At 46.0% G+C, this 17,126-nt stretch carries 17 protein-coding genes, 3 pseudogenes and 1 riboswitch; of the genes and pseudogenes, 3 read left to right on the top strand and 17 right to left on the bottom strand.

Annotation, left to right across the window (positions count from 1 at the left end):
* From GBH70_RS04315 to lipM, 6 genes and pseudogenes are all read right to left on the bottom strand, one after another.
* Positions 1-625, bottom strand: a pseudogene (locus GBH70_RS04315) (Mu transposase C-terminal domain-containing protein); the annotation flags it as partial.
* On the bottom strand, positions 585-896 hold the full coding sequence (locus GBH70_RS17970) for a hypothetical protein (RefSeq protein WP_253718647.1): 312 nt from the start codon (positions 894-896) through the stop codon (positions 585-587). The pseudogene GBH70_RS04315 and the gene GBH70_RS17970, both read right to left, overlap by 41 nt.
* The gene (locus tag GBH70_RS04310; protein WP_151679873.1) at positions 893-1,732 is read right to left on the bottom strand and encodes a TnsA endonuclease N-terminal domain-containing protein; all 840 of its coding nucleotides are present in this window, start codon (positions 1,730-1,732) and stop codon (positions 893-895) included. Before GBH70_RS04310 ends, GBH70_RS17970 begins: the two co-directional genes overlap by 4 nt.
* 149 nt (positions 1,733-1,881) lie before the next feature.
* Positions 1,882-3,642: pseudogene (locus tag GBH70_RS04305) on the bottom strand (vitamin B12-dependent ribonucleotide reductase); the annotation flags it as partial.
* 390 nt (positions 3,643-4,032) lie between these two features.
* A pseudogene (locus tag GBH70_RS04300) lies at positions 4,033-4,818 on the bottom strand (ribonucleotide reductase N-terminal alpha domain-containing protein); the annotation flags it as partial.
* Between the two features lie 351 nt (positions 4,819-5,169).
* Positions 5,170-6,006, bottom strand: coding sequence for an octanoyltransferase LipM (gene lipM, locus GBH70_RS04295; RefSeq protein WP_151679872.1), 837 nt, complete (start codon positions 6,004-6,006; stop codon positions 5,170-5,172).
* 157 nt (positions 6,007-6,163) lie between these two features.
* Here lipM and GBH70_RS04290 point away from each other — a divergent pair, with 157 nt between their 5' ends.
* Positions 6,164-6,550, top strand: coding sequence for a rhodanese-like domain-containing protein (locus tag GBH70_RS04290; protein WP_151679871.1), 387 nt, complete (start codon positions 6,164-6,166; stop codon positions 6,548-6,550).
* Between the two features lie 43 nt (positions 6,551-6,593).
* Here the strand turns inward: GBH70_RS04290 and gcvPB are convergent, their stop codons facing one another.
* Genes gcvPB through gcvT form a run of 3 tightly spaced genes read right to left on the bottom strand, consistent with a single transcriptional unit; the run spans position 6,594 to position 10,514 of the window.
* Complete coding sequence (gene gcvPB / locus GBH70_RS04285) at positions 6,594-8,054, bottom strand: aminomethyl-transferring glycine dehydrogenase subunit GcvPB (RefSeq protein WP_151679870.1); 1,461 nt, start codon at positions 8,052-8,054, stop codon at positions 6,594-6,596.
* The gene (gcvPA, locus tag GBH70_RS04280) at positions 8,044-9,396 is read right to left on the bottom strand and encodes an aminomethyl-transferring glycine dehydrogenase subunit GcvPA (protein WP_151679869.1); all 1,353 of its coding nucleotides are present in this window, start codon (positions 9,394-9,396) and stop codon (positions 8,044-8,046) included. The genes gcvPB and gcvPA overlap by 11 nt, the downstream gene beginning before the upstream one ends.
* On the bottom strand, positions 9,393-10,514 hold the full coding sequence (gcvT, locus tag GBH70_RS04275) for a glycine cleavage system aminomethyltransferase GcvT (protein WP_151679868.1): 1,122 nt from the start codon (positions 10,512-10,514) through the stop codon (positions 9,393-9,395). The genes gcvPA and gcvT overlap by 4 nt, the downstream gene beginning before the upstream one ends.
* Before the next feature lie 181 nt (positions 10,515-10,695).
* Positions 10,696-10,784, bottom strand: a riboswitch (glycine riboswitch).
* Positions 10,785-11,014: 230 nt separating this feature from the next.
* Here gcvT and GBH70_RS04270 point away from each other — a divergent pair.
* On the top strand, positions 11,015-12,718 hold the full coding sequence (locus GBH70_RS04270; RefSeq protein WP_172967556.1) for a DEAD/DEAH box helicase: 1,704 nt from the start codon (positions 11,015-11,017) through the stop codon (positions 12,716-12,718).
* On the top strand, positions 12,687-13,478 hold the full coding sequence (locus GBH70_RS04265; protein WP_151679866.1) for a YqhG family protein: 792 nt from the start codon (positions 12,687-12,689) through the stop codon (positions 13,476-13,478). The genes GBH70_RS04270 and GBH70_RS04265 overlap by 32 nt, the downstream gene beginning before the upstream one ends.
* Before the next feature lie 26 nt (positions 13,479-13,504).
* Here GBH70_RS04265 and GBH70_RS04260 read toward each other — a convergent pair whose 3' ends face one another.
* The 8 genes from GBH70_RS04260 to comGB form a co-directional block, all read right to left on the bottom strand.
* Positions 13,505-13,681: a YqzE family protein gene (locus tag GBH70_RS04260; RefSeq protein WP_151679865.1), complete on the bottom strand. Its 177-nt coding sequence runs from the start codon at positions 13,679-13,681 to the stop codon at positions 13,505-13,507.
* 15 nt (positions 13,682-13,696) lie between these two features.
* Positions 13,697-14,221 (bottom strand): shikimate kinase, encoded by a 525-nt coding sequence (locus tag GBH70_RS04255; protein ID WP_253693453.1) that lies wholly within the window; start codon positions 14,219-14,221, stop codon positions 13,697-13,699.
* The gene (gene comGG, locus GBH70_RS04250) at positions 14,218-14,586 is read right to left on the bottom strand and encodes a competence type IV pilus minor pilin ComGG (RefSeq protein ID WP_151679864.1); all 369 of its coding nucleotides are present in this window, start codon (positions 14,584-14,586) and stop codon (positions 14,218-14,220) included. The genes GBH70_RS04255 and comGG overlap by 4 nt, the downstream gene beginning before the upstream one ends.
* Complete coding sequence (gene comGF, locus GBH70_RS04245) at positions 14,583-15,068, bottom strand: competence type IV pilus minor pilin ComGF (RefSeq protein WP_151679863.1); 486 nt, start codon at positions 15,066-15,068, stop codon at positions 14,583-14,585. The genes comGG and comGF overlap by 4 nt, the downstream gene beginning before the upstream one ends.
* A complete protein-coding gene (locus tag GBH70_RS04240) occupies positions 15,031-15,339 on the bottom strand; it encodes a prepilin-type N-terminal cleavage/methylation domain-containing protein (protein WP_151679862.1) in 309 nt (102 codons plus the stop codon). The genes comGF and GBH70_RS04240 overlap by 38 nt, the downstream gene beginning before the upstream one ends.
* Positions 15,326-15,769, bottom strand: coding sequence for a competence type IV pilus minor pilin ComGD (gene comGD / locus GBH70_RS04235; protein ID WP_253693456.1), 444 nt, complete (start codon positions 15,767-15,769; stop codon positions 15,326-15,328). Before comGD ends, GBH70_RS04240 begins: the two co-directional genes overlap by 14 nt.
* Positions 15,769-16,080, bottom strand: coding sequence for a competence type IV pilus major pilin ComGC (gene comGC, locus GBH70_RS04230; protein WP_151679860.1), 312 nt, complete (start codon positions 16,078-16,080; stop codon positions 15,769-15,771). Before comGC ends, comGD begins: the two co-directional genes overlap by 1 nt.
* An 82-nt stretch (positions 16,081-16,162) precedes the next feature.
* Positions 16,163-17,125 carry a competence type IV pilus assembly protein ComGB gene (gene comGB / locus GBH70_RS04225; protein ID WP_151679859.1) on the bottom strand — a complete coding sequence of 321 codons (963 nt, stop codon included), beginning with the start codon at positions 17,123-17,125 and terminating at the stop codon, positions 16,163-16,165.
* Position 17,126: the final 1 nt, after the last annotated feature.

Raw genomic sequence — 17,126 nt, 5'->3', positions numbered from 1 at the left:
TAAACACATCCGCAATGGTTGCATCAATTTGGAAACGAGTTCCTGGTCCATTTGTTTCAACTTTGGAATTACTTAAAAGAGGACGATGCTTTAATTCATATTCTTTAACACTTTTTCTAAACTGCATATCTTTTTTTTGGGTCTTCGAACTTCTTAAACCAATAGTAAAATTGATCAATTGATCATATGAAGGAATTCGATCTGCATCCCAAATACGATACTGATATTCCCCATTTACTTTGATACGATCAGAATAAAAGTCACGTAATACGAAATGATATACATCTCTTAATGTATAGTTATTGGATTTACGATAATATTTATTGATAGCATGTTCAAATTGAACTTTCACTTCATCCGTTATATTAATACCACTCCGATATTCTCCATCAATAGTTACTCTACGTGGACGTCCAACTTTTTCATTAGAGAGCGTTTTTATTTTCCCTTTACCACCAGATTTTGAATAATCTGGCAACATTGCATTTTTATTCATTCCTCGTTGCCAATAACTGCTAAGTAACTTTTTAATTTTTGTTGGAGTAACATGAAGTTCTTCTGCAATTTCTTTAATTTTTGTTTCTCTACCATTCCTTTGAAGTAAGGTTTTTATATCCTTTAACAAGTAATTCTGAATAAATATCCCAATCCTTGTCCCTCTTTTCAATTTGGGTTTTTGTTAATTCTTTTTCTACAACAACACGGGAAAAAGGATCTGCAATTGGAATCAACTTTTTTTGCTCTATATCTGTTATTAACGTTGAATACAATTCTTTTTGAGGCATAGATGTATTAGCATCAATAATGACTACATATACATAAGGTTCATCAATTTCTACAATACGAATTCGAGTTAAATCTTCCGTTAATTGAAAAACTTGATTAATATAAATCATCCGTACCTCACCTTCTTCATCTTGTCTTCATCAATTGACTGAATAACAAGTGGTTCATCAATATTTATAGGTTCTATTATGTCTATTATCAGAATTTTCTGTACAATTAAATGATAAAATAGGGTTAAACCACTACCCAATGGTAAATGCATATCTTTATCAAATAAAAATGCTGTTTCTCTTACACTATAGTCTCCTTGTATAATTCGTTGTAAAAATGCAATCGCAAAATCTTCAATTTGAGAATCATTCATATTTCGAAAGGCATCAAACTGTGTTAAATCATAATAATTATGGATGTAGCTAATATTCCTTGCTATAGCTTTTGGAATCTCTTCTTCCGTTACAATCCCCCATTCAATACCCCTTCTCTCCCAATAAACTCTTTCAATTTCAAATTTTTCAATAACTCGCTCCTTCAATAGCTCATCTTTCATTTTTATCGTTCTTGCAACATCAATAAATCGATTATCTTTTTCTATTGTTAATAAAAAATCAGTAGTCATTACGACTGGTTCATTCGTTTTTGGATTTGTAGGATGTTTAATACCTAATTCGTTGGCAATAACAATTGTTTCTGATTTAGGCAACAATGGAAATTGTTCTCGAATATCAACTACGCAGTCATAAAATTCAGAAATATAAAAATAGTTTCTTTCTAAGTCCGAAAACATTTCGTGTTGCCTATTTATTTTATTTCCTTTTATTCTTGATACCCTTCCTGATGATGGAACGTCTTGAATTGTTAACCAAGGCTTATAATTAGCACCTCGACCAGAACCTCGCCCTTCACGAATCCATTGCTCTTCTTTAGCTATTCTTTTTCGTTTAGACATAAAAAAACACCCCTTTAGAAAATAATAATCTAAAGAGGTGTAACAGTACAACTTTTTTTTAAACGGTATGACTTTTTTTCAAACAGTACAACTTTTTTTCAAACGGTACGACTTTTTTTCAAATCTACACAAAACCCGTTCTTTTCGTTTTACAGCCCGCATTTTAATTGCGCGCCGCAGTTGTCGCATGTGTTGCATCCGCCGATTTCCTTGACTTTCCCCTTCCGGCAGATTGGGCACGTGTCGCCAATTTCGTTGCCGTATGTGACGCTCGTTGTGCGGAGGTCCTGTATCGTATCGACAAGGACAACATGCTGCTTTTCCGGTTTAACCGTTTTTTCTTCCTCTGGTTCTTCGGCTTTCAACGTTAACACCTGTGAATCGCGGCTGCCGTCCACATATACGGTTCCTCCTTTGGCACCGCCTTTATACAGGCGTTCGTACACTTTTTCGACTTGTTCAACCGTATAGCCGCGCGGGGCGTTGACGGTTTTTGAGATCGAACTGTCGATCCAGCGCTGGATCACGCATTGGACGTCCGCGTGTGCTTCCGGGGAAAGGTCCATTGCCGTGACGAACCAGCTTGGCAAATGGTCCGGATCGGCTTCAGGATGGCGATCCAAATATTCCTGGACGATATCTGCCTTCACTTCGATAAATTTGCCGAGTCGGCCACTTCTGTAGTACGTAAAGGAGAAATACGGCTCAAGCCCCGTTGAGCAGCCGATCATAGTGCCGGTGGATCCGGTTGGTGCAACGGTGAGCAGATGCGAGTTGCGGATGCCAAATTTCAGGATATCCTGCCGGATCTCTTCCGGCATTTTTTTCATATAGCCGGTTTCCGTGAATGCTTTGCGCAACCGCATCGTTTCTTCCCTGGTTTCGCCGGTGAGGAACGGGAAGCTGCCTTTTTCTTTGGCAATCTCTATGGAAGCGCGGTAAGCTTCGGTCGCGATCGTTTCAAATACTTTGTCGATAAGTTTGTTGCCTTCTTCCGATCCGTATTCTTTTTCCGTATAAATCAGCAGATCGGCAAGGCCCATCACGCCGAGCCCGACGCGCCGTTCCCCGAGCGCCTGCTTCTTGTTTTCCTTTAAGAAGTAAGGGGTCACATCAATGACATTGTCCTGCAGGCGGACGCCAATGCGCACGGTTTTTTTCAATTGTTCCCAGCGCACTTCTTTCGTTTCCTTGTCCACCATATTGGCCAGATTGACCGCTGCAAGGTTGCAGACGGAATATGGTGCGAGGGGTTGTTCCCCACACGGGTTCGTTGCGACGACTTTTTGGCCGTAGGCTTTCGCATTTGTCATTTCGTTGGCGTTGTCGATAAAGAATACGCCCGGTTCCGCCGAGTAAGTCGCGCAGATGTTGATTAAATTCCAAAGTTCTTTCGCTTTGATTTTGCGGTAAACGCGCACTTTCCGGCCAAGTTTTTCCCACTCACGGACATCGCCGATCTTGTGCCATTCTTCATTGTAAATGCGCATTTCTTCTTCACTGTAATTTTCAACATCCGGGAATTTTAATTCAAATTCTGCATCCGCTTCAACGGCTTCCATGAATTCTTTTGTCAGGCAGACAGAAATATTGGCTCCTGTTAAAAATTCCGGATTATGGACGGTGTAATGGCCGCCGGTTGCCAGTTTTTCTTCCGCTTCTTTCATGACTTCATCAGTAAAGCCGCCTTGGCCGGGGATATGCTTGTAGTTTACAATCCCTTGATACATCGCCCTTTCCATCTCGGTGAGAGGTGTAAACTTCAATTTGTCATGGGCGAGTTTCCGGATCCATTCATCGTTTGTATTTTCAATCAGGAAGCGCAAAATACGCGGGTTCTGCATTTTTGAGATGATAAATTCAACAATATCTGGATGCCAGACAGCCAGCATGATCATTTGTGCTCCACGCTTATTTGTTACGCTCAAACTTAAGCGGCCGGGTCATTTCTGCCCGGCTCTCACACTTTCATGTGAGAGCAGACTATATCATCAAAGAAGCATCCCTGTCTTCTTTGTCTCGCGCCTGATAACCGCGTTGCCGCCGGTTACCATTTACTTTTTCCATGGCTCCTCTCGCCACACCTGTTGGTAAATTTGGTTATTGTAGAGGGAGCTTTAGGAAATTTCAATAGTCGTTGAACGTTCATCTTCGTTTCCAAAGATGCTTCGCTGCTGATTGCCCAATCTTTCTTCTTTTTAAACGGTCACGCCCACCGTTGCCGGTCACGTTGTCGTGAAGAAAGCTCTAAGGGTGTCCCAGCAATTCGCGAGATTTTAATCCCGCCGTATGGAGAGTTAACGGGATCCGCCTTGTTCGACAAGGTGTGTCAATTTTGCGATATCATCCAGCCATGATACGGATCCGGACGATTTGCCGTTTACGCCTCTGGCAAGCGTATTGCGCGGTCTGAGTGTCGAACCGTTCGTTCCAACCCCGCCGCCGCGGCTCATGATTTCCATTACCTGTTTACGGTGCTCGGAAATGCCTTCGCGCGAGTCCGGGACGTAAGGCATCACGTAACAATTAAAGTAAGTAACTTCGGTCCCCGATCCGGCGCCGTACAGGACGCGCCCCGCCGGAATGAAGTTTAAGTTCACGAGTTCATTGTAAAACTTTTCATACCATTCTTTCCGTTTCTCTTCCGTTTTTTCCACTGCCGCTAAGCCGGTTGCATTCCGCTTTGCGATTTGTTCGTAGTAGACCTCAAGGGGCTTTTCGATGATATCAAGCGGCCTCCTGATGATCCCTGTTTCTTTTTCTTTCGGGTGTTCAAGCGCTGAGCGGTAGTCTTCCTCGATCAAAATTTCCGCTTCGTTTTTCTCCCAGTCGATCTCCTTGATGACGCCAAGCCCTCTTGCCGGAAATTTCGGGTCTTCTTTAATCGTCAGTACAACAAAATCGCCCTTGCCCAACGTGACTTTTTCCGTGTCTTTAAATGCGTATCTGTCAATCATTACAAGCCGAGAAACGCCTTTGTACGTGATTTTCATATCTGGGGTGATCGGGTGGACTTGCGGAAATAAGCGGATATCCTCATTCAGCTTCTCAACATCCCATAATTTTTTTATCGATGCAACAGACATTAACGACAACTCCTTTGATCTATATTTCTCTCTGTTTTTCTCAGCTGTTTTCTTTTTCTACTTTAAAATAGCACATGCCGGACAAAAAATGCAAGCAAAAACACTAGATATTGTGTGAATATTTATTTTTTATACACCATATATTGTGTGTTGATCAAACCGCTTTCTTTTTGTCAAATGGAAAATTTAATAATCAGTGTCGAAAAAACGAGAAATCCACAGAAAAAACCGGATTCTTCCCGGATAATGAAAAAATTCACCGCTTGCATCTGCCCCAGTATGAAAAAAGCGCGCCACAAAAGGAAAAAAGCATCAAATCATGCTTTTCTCCAGAAAAAATTTAATTTTCGTTTATCTCTTAAAATTCCATTCAACCGCCTCATAACGCGTTTTCGCAAGCTCCTGGGTATACGTGAGTTGCTCTTTCGTTAAACTGTATGGTTCCAGGCGGATGCCGAGCCCTTCTTCAAAACCCTTTTTAAAAGCCTTTTTCGCTTCATCATATGTAACCGGATCGCTGCGGATTTCGTTGATCGCAACCGCCTTGTTTTTAAAGGTTCTCTTCATTCTCTCTCTCACTATATCATTTGGGTACTTAAACAGGCTGAACAGCTTGTCTTCATCCAAATCAAGTAAAATTGAGCCGTGCTGCAGGATCACGCCTTTCTGCCTTGTCTGCGCACTGCCGGCCACTTTTCTGCCCTCGACAACAAGCTCATACCAGCTCGGCGTATCGAAGCACACAGAGGTATGCGGATGTTTCAGCGCCTCCCGTTCTTTCTCCGTGCGCGGCACGGCAAAATATGCCTCCAAACCGAGCTCCCGGAAGCCCCTCACAAGTCCTTCCGAAATGACGCGGTACGCTTCCGTGACCGTTTTCGGCATGTCAGGATGCGCTTCCGACACGATCACGCTGTATGTCAGTTCATGCTCGTGGAGAACAGCCCTTCCCCCTGTCGGCCGCCGCACAAAACCGAGCCCGTATTTTTTCACGGCATCGAGATCAATTTCTTTTTCCACCCTTTGAAAATACCCGATCGAAAGCGTCGCCGGATCCCAGCCGTAAAAACGGATAGCCGGTGGAATCTTTCCCTCGCTGTGCCAGTCGAGCAGCGCTTCATCGAGCGCCATATTAAAAGCCGGCGGACAATGACCGGAATCGATAAACAACCAAATTTCTTTTCCCATATGTACCCCTCTTTTAACAAAATTCACTCTACCAGTTTACCAAAAAACATTGAAAACCGGCAAAGAACCGGTTTGTGCAAAAAAAGATTTTGATTAAGAGGTGGAACACGAATATAATAATAGATAGCGCTGGCAGGTAAGAAAGGGGGCATACAGATTGTCGCAATCATGGTTTACAGCCATTATCATCATCGCTGCTGTTGTCGCATACACACTCATCAGCTACTACCGGCAGAAAAAAATCATGAAAAGCTTGACGGAAGAAGAATTTAAGGCAGGGTACCGCAAAGCGCAGTTAATTGATGTCCGCGAGCCGAACGAATTTGCGAACGGGCATATTTTGGGCGCCCGCAATATTCCGTTGTCTCAGCTAAAAATGAGATTAAAAGAAATCCGGACCGACAAACCGGTTTATCTATATTGCCAAAACGGGGCGCGCACCGGCCGCGCTGCACAAATTCTTTACAAATACGGCTGCCGCGACCTTTACCAGTTAAAAGGCGGCTATAAAAATTGGACAGGCAAAATTAAAACAAGCAAGTAAACTGTGTAAAATGCCGCAGCAAGCCACTGCGGCATTTGCTTTTTTATTGTTTTACATAGCGCAAAACCGGTTTGCGCGCCGCCCTTGTTTCATCTAGGCGCTTTACAAGCGTGGTATGAGGGGCTTCCTGGACAATTTCCGGATTTTCCTCCGCTTCTTTTGCGATTTGGATCATCGCATCGATAAACGCATCGAGCGTTTCTTTCGTTTCCGTTTCAGTCGGTTCGATCATCATGCATTCTTCGACATTGAGCGGAAAATAAACGGTCGGCGGATGGAAACCGAAGTCCAGCAGCCGCTTCGCAATGTCGAATGTCCTGACGCCGAGTTTTTTCTGGCGCCTGCCGCTTAAAACGAATTCATGCTTGCAATGGCGGTCATACGGCAAATCGTAATAAGGGGCAAGCCTGCGCATCATATAGTTCGCATTGATGACCGCATTTTCGGTTACCGCGCGCAAACCCTCAGGCCCCATCGAGCGGATGTACGTATAAGCCCGGACATTGATGCTGAAATTACCGTAAAACGGTTTAACCCTTCCGATTGAATGCGGGCGGTCTTCATCAAAGTAGTAGCGATCCCCTTTTTTGGCAACAACCGGCTTCGGTAAAAACGGGATCAACTCTCTTTTTACACCTACAGGGCCGGAACCCGGGCCGCCGCCGCCGTGCGGGCCAGTAAACGTTTTATGGAGATTCAAGTGAACGACATCAAATCCCATGTCACCAGGGCGCGCTTTGGCGAGCACTGCGTTCAAATTGGCGCCGTCGTAATACAGCTTGCCGCCTGCTTCATGGACAATCTCCGCAATTTCGAGGATATGCTCTTCAAACAGCCCGAGCGTATTCGGATTGGTGAGCATGAGCGCGGCCGTATCGTCCCCGGCAATCCTCCTTAAGTCTTCCAAATCAACAAGCCCCTGCCCATTCGATTTGACGGTGACCGTGTCAAAACCGGCAACAGTGGCGGACGCCGGATTTGTGCCGTGCGCGGAATCCGGGATAATCACTTTCGTCCGTTTTGTATCCCCGTTTGCTTCATGGAAAGCGCGGATCAGCATCAGGCCGGTCCATTCCCCGTGCGCCCCGGCAGCCGGCTGCAAGGTGACCTCATCCATGCCGGTAATTTCGATTAAATGCTGCTTTAGGTCATACATTAGCTCAAGTGCTCCCTGCACTGTGCTTTCATCCTGGAGCGGATGGATATGGGCAAAACCTGGGAAGCGCGCCGCTATTTCATTGATTTTCGGGTTGTATTTCATTGTGCACGAGCCGAGCGGATAAAATCCCGAATCGACACCGTGGTTATTTTTCGATAATAATGTGTAATGGCGCATTAAATCCAGTTCCGACACTTCCGGCAATTCTGCATCCTGCTTCCGGATGTATTCGGCCGGAAAAATTTCCGCCGGGTCCGCTTCCGGCACATCCAACTCCGGCAGGCTGTGAGCAATCCGGCCAGGTTTGGAACGTTCGAAAATGAGCGGCATCACTTCATTCGCCATGGCAAAATACCCCCAATTCTTCAGCAAATTGATCAATTTCTGCTTTTGTCCGCATTTCCGTTACCGCAATGAGCATATGTCCGGCGAATTCCGGATAATCCCGGCCCGTATCATATCCCCCGATGATTTTTTTCTTTAACAAGTGGTCATTGGCCGCTTTTACACTTTTCGGCATTTTTAGAAGAAACTCATTGAAAAACGGCGTGCCGAATGCCACCTCAAAACCTTTTTCCTCCAATTTCTTTTTTGCGTACTGCGCTTTGGAAATATTGGCAAGCGCCATTTCTTTCACGCCTTTTTTCCCGAGCGCAGCTATGGCAACCGAAGCGGCGAGCGCATTCAGCGCCTGGTTGGAGCAAATATTGGAAGTGGCTTTGTCGCGGCGGATATGCTGTTCGCGCGCCTGCAGCGTCAGCACATAGCCTCTTTTCCCATTCTCATCAACGGTTTCTCCGACAAGGCGCCCCGGGATTTTCCGCATCAGCTTCGATGTCGCGGCAAAATAACCGCAATGCGGGCCGCCGAATGAAGCCGGAATGCCGAATACCTGGCAGTCGCCGACTGTGATATCCGCCCCGAAATCCCCAGGCGGCGCAAATATTCCAAGGGCAAGCAGATTAGCAGAAACAATGAACATTGCTTTTTCAGCGTGCGCCAGTTCCTCAATCTCTTTTAAAAGTTCAATCGAACCAAAAAAATTCGGATATTGGACGATCACAGTGGCCGTATCCCCGTCAATCGATTTTTTGGCCGCATCAATATCGGTCCGGCCGTCCTTCAGCGGAATTTCTTCCACTGTGATGCCCTGCCCTTTGGCATACGTATGTAAAACGGCGCGGTACTGCGGATGGACAGCTTTAGAAACCAGAATTTTTTTCCTGCGCGTCTGCCCTGAGGCAAGCATCGCCGCTTCGGCCATGGCAGTGCCGCCGTCATACATGGAAGAGTTGGCCACTTCCATGCCCGTTAATTCGCAGATCATCGTCTGGAATTCAAAGATCGCCTGCAGCTCCCCTTGGGATATTTCCGGCTGGTATGGCGTATAGGCGGTATAAAATTCGGATCTTGAAATCACATGGTCCACTACCGCAGGGATATAGTGGTCGTATACCCCCGCCCCTAAAAAGGAGGTATATTGCTTTAAATTTGCATTTTTGTCGGCAAGTGCAGCCAGTTCCTTTAACAACGCGGTCTCCGATTTTGCTTTTTTTATGCGGTAATCGCCTTTGAAACGCACTTTTTCGGGAATATCCGCAAACAGTTCATCCACAGAATCGACGCCGATCACGTCCAGCATCTCCCTGCGGTCTTCCTCTGTCATCGGCAAATAACGGTGCATCATTTTTCTCCTCCCACATTCTGTTGCCGTTTATAAAACGGTGTTTTCACCACTTTGGCTTTTAATTTCTTGGAGCGGATGGCCACTTCCACTTCAGTTCCCGGCGCGTTAAAGGGCACATCCAATAGAGCAAGGCCGATATTTTTCTTGAATGTCGGTGACTGTGTCCCGGTTGTCACAACACCGATTCTCTTTTCCCCGGAAAAAACATCATAGCCGTGGCGCGGGATGCCACGTTCGATCATTTCAATACCGGCAAGCTTCCTTTTCAGGCCCTCCGTTTTCAGTTGCTGAAGCGCCGATTTTCCGATAAAATCCGCTTCCTTGTTGAGTTTCACCGCAAAGCCGATCCCCGCTTCAAGCGGAGAAATGTTTTCCGAAAGTTCCTGGCCGTACAGGCACAGCCCTGCTTCAAAGCGGAGTGTATCCCTGGCGCCAAGCCCGCACGGCAAAACCCCGTCTTCATCTCCCGCCGTCAAAATTTCTTCCCACAGGCGGGCCGCATCTTCATTCCGGCAATAAATTTCAAAACCGTCTTCACCTGTGTAACCGGTTCTTGACAGCAGCACTTTACATCCGGAAAGATCGGCATTTTCGACGAATGAAAAAGGCTTAAATGCAGAAACATCAAGCCCCCGGGCAAGTTTTTGCAAAATCCGCGCCGACAGCGGACCCTGCAGTGCCAGCTGGGCCATTGATGCGCTCATATCGGCAATAGAGATTTCTTCCGTGTTGTGATCCCTCAGCCATTCATAATCTTTTTCGGTGTTGGCGGCGTTCACAACTAACAAGTAACGCTCTTTTCCCAATTGGTAAACCAGCAAATCATCCACCGTGCCGCCGTTTTCGTAACACATGGCCGTGTACTGTGCAGCGCCGGGATGGAGTGTCGACACGTCGTTCGTTGCCATCTTTTGCAAAAAATCAAGGCTTCCTTCCCCCTGAACGAGAATTTCCCCCATATGCGAAACATCAAACAGCCCTGCTTTTGTGCGGACGGCTTCGTGCTCGGCTTTGATGCCCGAAAACTGCACAGGCAGTTCCCAGCCGCCAAAACCGGTTGTTTTGGCCCCGTATTTCCGGTAAACATCAAACAACGGCGTCCGTTTTAAATCCGGCATTTGCTTCCCTCCGTTCTTATCATTCAAAATCCTTGTTTGCCCGAAATTTTGCATAAGGGCAAAAAAACAGGGAATATTCCGTTGTATGATCGGAATATTCCCTGTCCTTGCACCTGAAAGTTTACCGAAACGGTTTTCCTCTTTGGTGGCTTCATATAAAAGAAGCACTCTCCAGAGATGCGTCAAATTAAGAGTCTTTTTGCCTGAGAGATTCGCAAACATTGCTTGCTCCGTCGGCGCTGCATATGCAGTCTCTCCCCTTATTCTCATCCGCCAATATTCAGTTAAAAATCGGGCATACTACAAATATCCTGCCGGGTTGGAATTTCCCCTGCGGCAGAGGTAAAAATGATTGATTCAACTTCATCGTATCATGACTCCATTCTTAAAATCAATTGGATTTTTCAAAATGTATTCAACTGTACGAAAAGAAACCCTTTAAAAAATACATAGGCGGAATTTGAGCAGTTTAAACGCTGATGAAAAGGAGTGCGAGTAGCTTGGAAGTCAACTACGAATTCGACCATTCATGGGAAACGGAATTGATGGACCGCTACGAAAATGACGGACCATGGGGGAAATGGGAACTGTACCAGCTTGCGGTGGAAATGGAAAAGAGGCTCGTCATCCCTGAATTTGAAGGGCTGCAGGCGCCAAAGCACCTGGTCAATGTAAACCCGCTTCCCCATCAGTTGGAGACGGCGCGCCAAGTTGTTGAAAAGATGAACGGAAAAGCGATCTTGGCGGATGAAGTCGGGCTCGGGAAGACGATTGAAGCGGGCCTGATATTAAAAGAATATATGATTCGCGGGCTTGCCAAAAAAGTGCTTATTTTAGTACCCGCATCCCTTGTTTCGCAGTGGGTCGCAGAACTAAACCAAAAATTCCATATTCCGGCGGTCGGACAAAAGAAAAGTTACATGTGGGAGCAGTACGACTGCATCGTATCTTCCATCGATACCGCCAAGCGAAGCCCGCACCGCGACATCATCTACAAACAGCAATACGATATGGTCATCATTGACGAAGCGCATAAGTTAAAAAACCCGAATACAAAAAACTATGAATTTGTCCAGGGATTAAAGAAAAAATTCTGCCTCCTGCTCACTGCGACGCCAATCCAAAACCGGGTAGAAGAAATTTTCCATCTTGTGTCTTTATTAAAACCTGGGCATTTGGGGAGCGAAACAAATTTCAGCAAAAAATATAAAAAAAGGGACAGGCACGTAAAAGAAGACGAACATTTAAAGCAGCTCGTCAATAAAGTCATGATCAGAAACCGCCGCATCAACACAGGTCTAGAATGGACGAAACGGCGCGTGGAAACCGTTTTGATCGATTTCAGCAAAGAAGAGCGCGAAATGTACGATGCCCTAAAGATACTCCGCATCGCCCACGACGGTTACTCCTATGCCGGCTTCTCGCTTTTGACACTGCAACGGGAAGCATGTTCGAGCCGGGAAGCTGTTTTTGTCACGTTGAAAAACTTGCTGAAAAAAGCGGAACAGCCGTCCCCCGCTTTGGAAGAGGCGGTCACTAAGATCATCAAAAAAATCGAAGCCATAAAGACCAACTCAAAAGCCGAAAAAGCGCTTGAACTCATTCAAAGCATTCAAGATAAAGTCATTATCTTCACCGAATACCGGGCAACTCAGCTTTATTTGCAATGGTTTTTGAAACAAAACGGCATCACCTCCGTCCCGTTCCGCGGGGGCTTCAAGCGCGGCAAGAAAGACTGGATGCGCCAGCTTTTCGAAAATCATGCACAGGTGCTCATCGCGACGGAAGCGGGCGGCGAAGGAATTAACCTCCAGTTTTGCCACCATATGATCAATTTTGATCTGCCGTGGAACCCGATGCGGCTTGAGCAAAGGATCGGGCGCGTCCACCGGCTTGGGCAGGAAAAAGACGTCCACATTTATAATTTCGCCACAAAAAAAACGGTGGAAGAACATATTTTGCAGCTGTTGTATGAAAAAATCCATCTGTTTGAACGGGTGATCGGTGAACTCGACGATATTTTGACCTGCCTCGAATTCGGGAAACTGGAAGACCATTTGCTTGACGTATTCCAAAACTCACAGTCGGAAGGCGAAATGAAAATTAAAATGGAGAATCTCACGCAAATGATCGAGTTTGCGGAAACGCTTCGGAAACAGGAGGAGGACGCGGATGCTGCAAGAAGAAATACATCAATATCTTGAGCGCTTTTTTGAGGCAAACGGGTGCACGTTTATTGAAAACGGGCCCGGTTGGATGACCGTCCAGCTGACCGTTGAACTCGACAAAGCGTTAATGAACCGCCCTTTTTACTGGTCTTATCTGGAAAAAACGGGCGGCATCCCGAACCCGATGTCAGTGACATTTATCACGGATAAGGAAAAAGCCCCCGAATCCATTAAAGGCGAGGCCATCCATTTCGGCAGCCCGCGCCTGAACCAAATTTTCCGGACGGCAAAACAATTTGCCCGTTACATCCGGCTGTATGAAGACATCAAACCGCAGCAAAAACAGGCGCCGCTCTACCCGTGGCTTTCCATGAACCTCAAAATTTCTTACCGGTGCGATTTGAAGAAAGATGTATTCCGGTCGATCGGCCTGAATTTGATCCACGGCACTTTGGCAGAAAATTTCCAGGACATACTGGAGCAAAGAAACCTTACGCCGAAAATCCCGGACAATTGTTTTACATTAACACCGATCATTATGCCGAAAAGCGCGGTGAGAAGGATTGAAAACTATGTGCGGCAAGGCTTAGCAAAGGAAACGCACGAGTGGGCGGAAGAAGCGGTAATACGGTGGCAGCAGGATCTAAATCTTTTGGACCACTTTTATGAGGACATGGAGGAACTGCCTGAATCGTATGAAATAGAAAAGCAGGCGCTAAAAGAACAGTACGAACCAAAAATCACGGTTGAAGTCGTTAACGGCGGGCTGTTTTACTTAAAAGATGCCCTTATATAAGCAGGCAGCCTGTTCACGGCTGCCTGTTACGGTTTCCTTTTCAAGAATGAGAAAACATACGGGATAATGCCGAACCATCTTTCCACAAATGGCGGCATCTCTTCTTTCTTTTGGTTTCTTTTTTGCTGCCGCTCGCTTTTTGGCGTGCTGATATGCTGCATAACCGTTTGCGTCATAAATTTTACATAATCATTCGTTGACAATGGCGCCACCTTCCTTCAGGCGCCATTATGCCCGAACAACTCCGGTTTTATACGCCCGGCGATCTCAGTCACAATTTCATCGACCGTTTTGCCTGATGTGTCAACCATTAGATCCGCGCACACCCGGTACAGTGGCAGCCTTTTTTCATAAAGGCTGACAAGTTCCGCTACTGTCCGGCCGGATGCCATCGGCCTTGATGCGTCATTTTGAATACGGGCAACAAGGATGGCAGGGTCGCAATCGAGAAAAACCACCAGCCCGTCCCGTTTCAATAGCCTACGGTTCTCTTCCCGCATGACAATACCCCCGCCTGTCATGATCACGCCTTGCAGCATTTTTGCCCGTTTGAGCATTTCCGTTTCTTTCTTACGGAAATACGCTTCCCCTTTTTCCGCAAAAATTTCAGCAGGCGCCATCCCTTCTTCTTTCTCGATCCAGGCATCCAAATCAATCGCATCCATATGCAGCATGGCCGCCAAAGCATGCCCGACTGTCGTTTTTCCGGCTCCCATAAAGCCGGTTAAATAAATCCTTGTCATTTTTCCACCCACCGGATTACCTTTTTTTCTGCGTGATTATATATTATCTCACTTTTAAACTGTTCACCACTCTCATTTTCCGTCTGCAAGGAAATGGCCGCTTCGTCCCCGTCTTTTTTCACCGTATAGGAAACTATCCCATCTGAAAAACGAAGCACCGCTGCACCGAAATCCCCTTCTTCAATCCGGCGAGCGACCTCCCGGATTGCCATCACGGACATCGTGTTCCGGATATAATATTCCTTTACGAGCACAGCGTACTTTTTTTCTCCCAAAAAAATGTCCACGCTTAAAATGAGCATCGTGCACGCCAAGAGCGCTAAAAACAGCGCCATCGGCAAAATAAAGCCTTTTTCGCCCTTCATGAATGGCGTTCCCCCATTTCATCCAAATTTACAGGATGCGCCTGTGAAAAAGTAAAATCCGCTGTTTCTTCCGTGCCGTCCAGAAATTCCACTTCGAGCTCGATCCCATAAGCAGTTTCGGTGAATTTTACATTTTTCACATTTTGAAGCACAATTTGATGCCCCTCGTCATCCACCCTCCGCCTCAGCAGCGCCCCGTACGGTTCATATACAACCGTTTTCCCGTCCCTGTTGAGCGTGAGCCTATTTTGTCCGGCTTCACAGGCGGTACTCATCCGGATTTCTTTGCGCAGCTGCAAAACGAAAAGATTCCACTCATCATCTTCTTTCGGCCTGAACGCGTCGCCGGCCATCCCAAACATTTTCACAGCAGGCGGGAAGAACGAGAAAATAAAGGACAGAACCATCAGTACGAATATACTTTCGAGCAGCGTAAATCCGTTCTCATTGCTGAACCGTAACGCAAATCTTTTTTTCTTCATAGTCCACACATGCCTTCCTGCCTTGATCTTCAATATGGAATGCCATTTTGGCCCCTTCCAACGTTTTTTCTCTTTCCGGCACATTTCCCGTGAAAACCCATTCCTCTGTTTTTTCGTAAAGAAAACGGGCCGCAGCCATTTGCTGTTTTGATTCCTTTATTTGGCCGAACATATTTACAAGCGGCGGAAACAGGGCTGCGGCCATCATACAAAATACGGCGAACGCTGCCACCGTTTCTGCAAGCGTAAAGCCTTTTTCATTCTTCCACATAAAACCGCCCGCTTCCAATATGTGTCACGAGTTTGATTTTATTTCCACCCGCCTGGAAATAAAGCGTGCCAAACTGACTGACATTCCCATCCGGCCCGATCATACACGAAGAAAGCGTTGAACCGTTGCTCAACATTTTCACATCGTCCGGCAGCTTCCTTTTAGCAAGAAAGGCATTTTGCCTTGATTCATAAATAGTATAAGTATTGTTCGGCTGGTAAAATTTTATATATACATTCGTTTGCCTGGCGATTGCATCTGCCTGCGCAAAATACAAATCTCTTTCAAGCTGATTGATCAACATATTTTTGGCGACGGCATCCTTTACCGGTCCAAACCCGGGAAAAGCGAGGGCGGTCATAACCGAAACAACAAGCAATACCACCAGCATTTCCGGAAATGTAAAACCTGCTTCCCCTTTCCAAGGCATCAATTTGACGCCTCCGTTACTGTTCCGTCTGCCCCGATTTCCACCCCGTTGCCGTTCGGGCAAGTTGTTTTCGAGACATACCCGCTATCTTTCAATTGACTGATGGAAGTTGGAAACTCATGATGGTCCATTTCATATGCCTGCACCTGCCCCTGCACCATTGCAATAAAGGCATCGCACCCTTTATTATTGATGGAATCCGTATGTTTGGAAATATTCGGAATCATTAAAAATAAAAGGACAGTAATGACAAGCAGTACGATCAGCATTTCGATCAGCGTGAATGCTTTTTCATTTTTTAAAACAGCCATCTTCATATCCCCTTTCACAGATATTTTGCTGCTGGCGCCAAAAAGGCACCGGCAGCTAATCAATAAATCCGTCCGGACAGGTTTAAACGACATCAATCATTTGAAACATCGGGAGCATGATCGACAAATAAATTGCCACCAAAAAGATGCCGATCATGACAAAGACAACCGGCTGGATGAGCTGGAACAGATTTTGAATTTTTTCTTCCATCTTTTTCATGCTGATTTGGCTGTAGTAATACAATTCCTGATCCAGGCGCCCGTTTTTTTCTCCGTGCCGTACGAGAACGACCAGTTGGGGCTCAATGTAGGACACGGTGGATAAAGCGTTTGAAAACGTCTGCCCCGCCAAAAGCTTATCACGCAGGAATTTTGCGGTATCCCGCAAGAGCGGCCTGAAATTTTGCGATTCCATCATATGGAGGATTTCATATACCGAAAAGCCGCTTTTCAGCAAAAAACTCCATTCTCTTGCCAAAAACTGGCTGTAATAACTTTTATAGTAAAAGCGGGATACGGGAATGTGCGACAGCCATGCCGCCTGGTCAAGCGGATTTTTCCTTTTTAAATAAAAATGGAGGAAGGATGCGGAAAAAAGTGAGGCCAACACAAAGATGAGCATCCATTTCGGGGCTTGTTCCATGACAGCCAAAAACAGCCGGAGATTTCGCGAAGGTGTGTAATCCAAAGACAGGTACATCTGTTCAAACTGCGGCAGCAGGATGCTCCGTACAAAACCCGCTGCGGCAAAAAGGGCAACGATTAAAACAAGCGGATAGCGGACAAGTTTCCAAAACGTATGGTAGTCTTGATGTTTCTTCAGCAAATAAGCGCCGGCCTCTTTCAGCGCAGGCACCATTTCGCCGTGCCGTTCAGCGAAATAAATTTGCGAGCAGGCATTGGCGTCAAACCGGTGCTTTAACAAGACTTCATGAAGCGGCACACCATTTTGCAGCTGTTTGTTCATCGAACCAACATCCTGTTTCGCATCGGCATATTGGAGAAACGAAATGGCTTCCGAAATCGCAAATCCGTTCTCCAGCATT

It is taken from the genome of Weizmannia acidilactici (assembly GCF_008974225.1).
GTDB classification, from domain to species: Bacteria; Bacillota; Bacilli; order Bacillales; family Bacillaceae_C; genus Weizmannia; species Weizmannia acidilactici.
This window is presented reverse-complemented; position numbering and strand designations above follow the sequence as displayed.

Excerpts from the sequence above, each read along its gene's own strand:
- lipM (WP_151679872.1), bottom strand. The coding sequence starts at position 6,006 with ATGGGAAAAGAAATTTGGTTGTTTATCGATTCCGGTCATTGTCCGCCG.
- GBH70_RS04255 (WP_253693453.1), bottom strand. The coding sequence starts at position 14,221 with ATGACAAGGATTTATTTAACCGGCTTTATGGGAGCCGGAAAAACGACA.
- GBH70_RS17970 (WP_253718647.1), bottom strand. The coding sequence starts at position 896 with ATGATTTATATTAATCAAGTTTTTCAATTAACGGAAGATTTAACTCGA.
- comGC (WP_151679860.1), bottom strand. The coding sequence starts at position 16,080 with ATGGCTGTTTTAAAAAATGAAAAAGCATTCACGCTGATCGAAATGCTG.
- comGF (WP_151679863.1), bottom strand. The coding sequence starts at position 15,068 with ATGAAGAAAAAAAGATTTGCGTTACGGTTCAGCAATGAGAACGGATTT.
- comGD (WP_253693456.1), bottom strand. The coding sequence starts at position 15,769 with ATGCCTTGGAAAGGGGAAGCAGGTTTTACATTTCCGGAAATGCTGGTG.
- GBH70_RS04265 (WP_151679866.1), top strand. The coding sequence starts at position 12,687 with ATGCTGCAAGAAGAAATACATCAATATCTTGAGCGCTTTTTTGAGGCA.
- GBH70_RS04240 (WP_151679862.1), bottom strand. The coding sequence starts at position 15,339 with ATGTGGAAGAATGAAAAAGGCTTTACGCTTGCAGAAACGGTGGCAGCG.
- comGG (WP_151679864.1), bottom strand. The coding sequence starts at position 14,586 with ATGAAGGGCGAAAAAGGCTTTATTTTGCCGATGGCGCTGTTTTTAGCG.
- comGB (WP_151679859.1), bottom strand. The coding sequence starts at position 17,125 with ATGCTGGAGAACGGATTTGCGATTTCGGAAGCCATTTCGTTTCTCCAA.
- gcvPA (WP_151679869.1), bottom strand. The coding sequence starts at position 9,396 with ATGATGCACCGTTATTTGCCGATGACAGAGGAAGACCGCAGGGAGATG.
- gcvPB (WP_151679870.1), bottom strand. The coding sequence starts at position 8,054 with ATGGCGAATGAAGTGATGCCGCTCATTTTCGAACGTTCCAAACCTGGC.
- gcvT (WP_151679868.1), bottom strand. The coding sequence starts at position 10,514 with ATGCCGGATTTAAAACGGACGCCGTTGTTTGATGTTTACCGGAAATAC.
- GBH70_RS04310 (WP_151679873.1), bottom strand. The coding sequence starts at position 1,732 with ATGTCTAAACGAAAAAGAATAGCTAAAGAAGAGCAATGGATTCGTGAA.